The 5,884-nt window shown below is 68.9% G+C and carries 5 protein-coding genes; all 5 read left to right on the forward strand.

Features of this window, described 5'->3' with window-relative positions; all coding sequences use genetic code 11:
* Positions 1–794, forward strand: a 794-nt coding sequence (locus D7V93_RS36235) for an ABC transporter ATP-binding protein (RefSeq protein ID WP_244237717.1), incomplete at its 5' end; no start/stop codon positions are given.
* A complete protein-coding gene (locus D7V93_RS36240) occupies positions 791–2,008 on the forward strand; it encodes an MlaD family protein (RefSeq protein WP_120647702.1) in 1,218 nt (405 codons plus the stop codon). The genes D7V93_RS36235 and D7V93_RS36240, both read left to right, overlap by 4 nt.
* A 173-nt stretch (positions 2,009–2,181) precedes the next feature.
* A complete protein-coding gene (locus D7V93_RS36245; RefSeq protein WP_120647703.1) occupies positions 2,182–3,078 on the forward strand; it encodes a zinc metalloprotease in 897 nt (298 codons plus the stop codon).
* Between the two features lie 231 nt (positions 3,079–3,309).
* Entirely contained in the window at positions 3,310–4,209 is a 900-nt protein-coding gene (locus D7V93_RS36250; protein WP_120647704.1) for a zinc metalloprotease, read from the forward strand.
* A gap of 205 nt (positions 4,210–4,414) precedes the next feature.
* On the forward strand, positions 4,415–5,575 hold the full coding sequence (locus tag D7V93_RS36255; RefSeq protein WP_120647705.1) for a pyridoxal-phosphate-dependent aminotransferase family protein: 1,161 nt from the start codon (positions 4,415–4,417) through the stop codon (positions 5,573–5,575).
* The last annotated feature ends 309 nt before the right edge of the window (positions 5,576–5,884 follow it).

Raw genomic sequence — 5,884 nt, forward strand, 5'->3', positions numbered from 1 at the left:
CCCCGTTCGAGTTCCGCAAGCCCACCCCGGGCGAGGAGCTCATCCGCTTCGACGGGCTCGTCAAACAGTTCGGCTCCAAGCGCATCTACGACGGCGTGGACCTGGATGTGCGCGCCGGAGAGACCCTGGTCGTGCTGGGCGGCTCCGGCGTGGGCAAGAGCGTGCTGCTCAAGTGCCTCATCGGCCTGATGCACCCGGATGGCGGCCGCGTCCTCTTCGAGGGCTACGACGTCTCCCGCTTCTCCGAGGAGCAGTTCCTGGAGGTCCGCAAGCACGTGGCCATGGTGTTCCAGGGCGCGGCCCTCTTCGACTCGCTCAGCGTCGGGGAGAACGTGGCCTATCCCTTGCGCGAACACTTCCCGGAGCTGTCGCGCGCGGAGGTGCGCAAGCGCGTGGCGGAGAAGCTGGAGCTGGTGGACCTGCCCAACACGGAGAAGCTGATGCCGTCGGACCTGTCCGGCGGCATGCGCAAGCGCGTGGGCCTGGCGCGCGCCATCGCCACCGACGCGGAGGTCATCCTCTGGGATGAGCCGACGACGGGCCTGGACCCCGTCACCACGCAGACCATCAACGAGTTGATTGATTCCATGAAACAGCGGCTGGGCGCCACCTCCATCGTCGTCACGCACGACATGGTGAGCGCCTTCGTGCTCGCGGACCGGATGGCCATGCTGGCCAATCGCAAAATCGTCCAGGTGGGCACCCCCGAAGAGATGCGCCGCTCCACGGTGCCGGAGGTGCGGGCCTTCCTGGACGCGCGCCGCCTGGAGCTGAACCCCCGAGGAACACCATGAGTCTCTTCACGTCCACCTCCAAGGAGAAGCGCCTCGCCGTGCGCGCGGGCGTCTTCGTCGCCGTCGGCCTCGCCGTGGCCGGCGTCGTCGTCTTCTTCATCGGCCGCGAGTCCAACCTCTTCCAGCGTCAGGTCGTCTTCCGCGCCTACTTCAACAGCGTGGACGGCCTGAGCGACCAATCCCCCGTGTGGATTGGCGGCCTCAAGGTGGGCCGCGTCAACGGCGTGACCTTCTCCCCGGACCTGAAGGACAGCCGCCTGGAGGTGCAGTTCCAGGTCGCCAGCGCCTACGCGGACCGCGTCCGCGCGGACTCCGTCGCGAAGCTCACCAGCATGGGCGTCCTGGGCGACAAGGCGGTGGACATCTCCCTGGGCAGCGCGGACCAGCCGGCCGTGCCCCCCGGCGGTACCGTCAAGTCCAGCAGCGGCGGGGACCTGTCCAAGCTGATGAGCAGCGCCAGCCAGGTGATGGAGAACTCCGTCGCCATCAGCGAGTCCCTCAAGGACGCCATCAAGGTCTACGCGAACCCGGAGCTGTCGCGAGACCTGGCCAAGAGCGTCGCCTCGCTGCGCTCCATCATGGAAGAGGTGGAGAAGGGCGACGGCGCGCTGCACGCGCTCATCTACGACAAGCGCACGGGCCAGGAGGTGAACACCCTGCTCGCCAACGCGGCGGGCGCCGCCAAGCGCATGGACGGCGCGCTGGGTCACGTGGAGGCCATCCTCGGCGAGGTGCGCCGCGGCGACGGCACCGCGCACGCGCTCATCTACGGCCAGGACGGCGCGGTGGCCCTGCGCGAGCTGGGCGAGGCCGCCGGCCAGCTCGCGGGCCTCATCGAGGACGCGAAGAAGAGCCCCAACGGCGCCGTGCACCAGCTCGTCTATGGCGACGCGAAGGGCATGTTCGCGGACCTGGGCAGCGCGGCGGCGGACATCAAGCAGATCACCGCCACCGTGGCCAAGGGCGACGGCACGCTGGGCGCCCTCGTCTCCGACCCCACCGTCTACGACGACCTGCGCGAGGTGCTGGGCAACGTGAAGCGCAATCGCATCCTCCGCGCGCTGGTGCGCTTCTCCGTCAGCAATCACGAATCATTGGACCAGGTGGGCAAACCCCAGACACTGCCCGCGCCGCTGACGCCCTCCGACGAAACCCCCGCCGCGCCCGTGAGCGCACCGCCCGCGTCCTCCGCGAGCCCCTCCGCTCCGCCCTGAAATCAGGCGGTACGAACTGACCCGTGGGTAGAGCAGACAGCTTCTGTTTCACTCCGGGGAACACCCTGGGAGCCCATACGGTTTTCCGATTATTTCGGTGCTTCCCGGTCCATTGACTTTCAAGTCATGCAAGGCTTATCTCCGGCTCCCCACTTTTCCGAGGAGCTGGGAAAATGCTTCGTAACGTCGCGCAGCGCGGTGGTCGTGTCGCGGTGGTCCTTGGCACGCTGATGTCCCTGGCGGGCTGCAACAGCAGCGCTCCGGCGCCCGAAGAGCAGGCCCCGGCGGAGACGGCGACGACGCAGGAGGCGCTCCCGCACCGCGGCTGTGCCACCATCGAGCCGTCCACCGATGAGAAGCTGGAGATTGAAGCGGCGCTCGCGGGCCGCGTGCAGGAGCTGCGCGCGGTGGGCTCGGTGAACGTGCCCGTGTACTTCCACGTCATCAACAAGGGCACGGGCATCGCGAACGGCGACGTGCCGGCCTCGCAGATCACCAGCCAGATGAACGTGCTGAACGCGGCCTACGCGAACACGCCGTTCAAGTTCACGCTGGCGGGCACGGACCGCACGACCAACGCCTCCTGGTTCGCGCTGGCGCAGGGCAGCACCAACGAGAAGAACATGAAGAACGCCCTGCGCAAGGGTGGCAAGGAGTCGCTGAACATCTACACGGCGAACCTCAGCGGCGGCCTGCTGGGCTGGGCGACGTTCCCCTCCAGCTACGCCAGCAACCCCAAGATGGACGGCGTGGTCATGCTGTACAGCAGCGTCCCCGGCGGCACCGCGTCCCCGTACAACCTGGGTGACACGGCCACGCACGAGGTCGGTCACTGGGTGGGCCTGTACCACACGTTCCAGGGCGGCTGTGCCAGCCCGGGCGACTCCGTCAGCGACACGCCTCCGGAGGCCTCGCCCGCGTACGGCTGCCCCGCTGGCCGTGACACCTGCTCCGGCGGCGGCGTGGACCCCATCTACAACTTCATGGACTACTCCGACGACAGCTGCATGAACACGTTCACCGCCGGCCAGTCGACCCGCGCGGACAGCCTGACGCTGACGTACCGCTAGTCAGTCGCTTCCATCGCAGTGGCCGTTCCCAGACGCCGGAGGTCTCCCATTCACGGGGGGCCCCGGCGTCGTCCGTTTCCGGCGTGAAACACATACGCCCTGTCACCCGTCCCCAGACACTCCGTTTGTGCTCATCGGGATTTACTGTTATTTCAATTTTTCAGCCTGGGTTGACTTGAGCTGTTTCACGGGTGTATTTCCGTCTCCCCCCTTTTCCGAGGAGTTGGGAAAATGCTTCGTAACGTCGCGCAGCGCGGTGGTCGTGTCGCGGTGGTCCTTGGCACGCTGATGTCCCTGGCGGGCTGCAGCAGCAGCGCTCCGGCGCCCGAAGAGCAGGCCCCGGCGGAGGAGACGGCGACGACCCAGGAGGCCCTGCCGCACCGCGGCTGTGCCACCATCGAGCCGTCGGCCGATGAGAAGGCAGAGATTGAAGCGGCCATCGCGGGCCGCGTGATGGCGAAGCGCGCGGTGGGTTCGGTGAACGTGCCCGTGTACTTCCACGTCATCAACAAGGGCACGGGCATCGCGAACGGCGACATCCCGGACTCGCAGATCACCGCGCAGATGAACGTGCTGAACGCGGCGTACTCCAACACCCCGTTCAAGTTCACGCTGGCGGGCACGGACCGCACGACGAACACCACCTGGTTCGCGCTGGGCAGCGGTTCCGCGGCGGAGAAGAAGATGAAGGCCGCGCTGCGCAAGGGCGGCCCCGAGACGCTGAACATCTACACGGCGAACCTCAAGGGTGGCCTGCTGGGCTGGGCGACGTTCCCCTCCAGCTACACCAGCCAGCCGAAGATGGACGGCGTGGTCATGCTGTACAGCAGCGTCCCCGGCGGCACCGCGGTCCCCTACAACGAGGGTGACACGGCGACGCACGAGGTCGGTCACTGGGTGGGCCTGTACCACACGTTCCAGGGTGGCTGCGCCAACCCGGGCGACTCCGTCAGCGACACGCCTCCGGAGGCCTCCGCCGCGTTCGGTTGCCCGTCGGGCCGCGACACCTGCTCCGGCGGCGGCGTGGACCCCATCCTGAACTTCATGGACTACACGGACGACAGCTGCATGAACCAGTTCAGCGCGGGTCAGGTCACGCGCGCGGACACCCTGACGGCGCAGTACCGCTAGTCAGCCGCTTCGACCGTTTCCGCGGTTCCTGACGCCGGAGTCTCCCAGTCACACGGGGGGCTCCGGCGTCTTCCTTTTCACGGTGCCCGCTGGACGGATGCGCCCTCGGGAGGTTCGCGGCCGTGGACAAGCCGGGGCCGCGCTGGCCACAGTGGGGGACCGCCCTTCCGCTGCCCGGAGGGGGGCCCCAGGAGGGTGTGGCGCCGTGAGAGACCTGTTGATGATTCCCGGTCCGGTGGACGTGGACGCGGACGTGTTGCAGGCGCTGGCGGCGCCGGTGCCCGGGCACCTGGACGCGGGCTTCATCGCCACCTTCGGCCGGGCCCTGAAGCGCCTGCGGGACATCTCGCTCGCGCCCGGCGCGCAGCCCTTCGTCGTCGCCGGCAGCGGCACGCTCGCCATGGAGCTGGCGGTGGCCAACCTCACCGAGCCGGGCGACCGCGCGCTGGTGGTGAACACCGGCTACTTCAGCGACCGCATGGCCCACATCCTGGAGCGCCACGGCGCGAAGGTGACGCACGTGCGCGCGCCCCCGGGCGGGGCGCCGGACTCAGGCCAGGTGGAGGCGGAGCTCCAGAAGGCCAGCTTCAAGCTGATGACCGTCACCCACGTGGACACCTCCACCGCGGTGCTGGCCCCGGTGGAGTCCCTGGTGAAGGCCGCGCGCCGGCACGGCGTCCTCGCGGTGGTGGACGGCGTGTGCGCCACCGCGGGCGAGTCCTTCCACCAGGACGCGTGGGGCGCGGACGTGTACCTCACCGCCAGCCAGAAGGCGGTGGGCGTGCCGCCGGGCCTGGCGCTCCTGACGGTGAGCCCGCGCGCGCTGGAAGCATGGCGCCAGCGCAAGGTGCCCGTGGCCAGCGTGTACCCGGACTGGGCGGAGTGGCTGCCGGTGATGGAGGCCTACGAGGCCGGCAAGCCGTCCTACTTCGCCACGCCCCCCACGTCCCTCATCCGCGCGCTGGACGTGAGCCTGGGACAGATTCTCGCCGAAGGGCTGGAGGCCCGCTTCGAGCGCCACCGCCGCATGGCCCGCGCCTTCCGCGCCGCGTGGAGCGCCCTGGGCCTGCGCATGCTGCCGACGTCCGAGTCCGTGGCCGCCAACACCCTCAGCGCCCTGTACTACCCGGAGGGCGTGGACGCCTCGCTCGTCGGCCGCGTGAAGGCCCAGGGCGTGGCCATCGCCGGCGGCCTCCACCCGGACCTGAAGACGCGCTACTTCCGCGTGGGCCACATGAACCGCGTCACCGCCGCGGACGTGCTCGCCACCGTGGGCGCCATCGAGCGCGCCCTCCACGCCGGAGGCCACCGCGCCAGCGCCTCCGGCACCGGCGTCGCCGCCGCCCAGGCCGCCCTGTCTGACTGAGCCCGCCAGCTTCCCTTCCTCTCAATCTCCGAGAAAACCACCGGCCCACCCATCCATTAGGTTTGTGTCAACCCGTGGATAACGTCAGGTACTTCCTGTCTTGCCGGGAATCCTTGGCGTTTTGGTGGAAATGTGTGATTTGGCTGCAGGTGTGAACGGGGCCGTGGGCCCCGGCACCTGTGAGGGGGAAGGGCTGCGCCGACGGAGGGACCCGAAAGCGGGTGTCCGTTTCCGGCGCCAGAAGTGGATGGGAGGTCGGTATGGAGCTCGGACCGTTCGAGGGTTCGGCAGGGGCGGGTGGGGTGGAGG

Source organism: Corallococcus llansteffanensis (genome assembly GCF_003612055.1).
Lineage (GTDB): Bacteria > Myxococcota > Myxococcia > Myxococcales > Myxococcaceae > Corallococcus > Corallococcus llansteffanensis.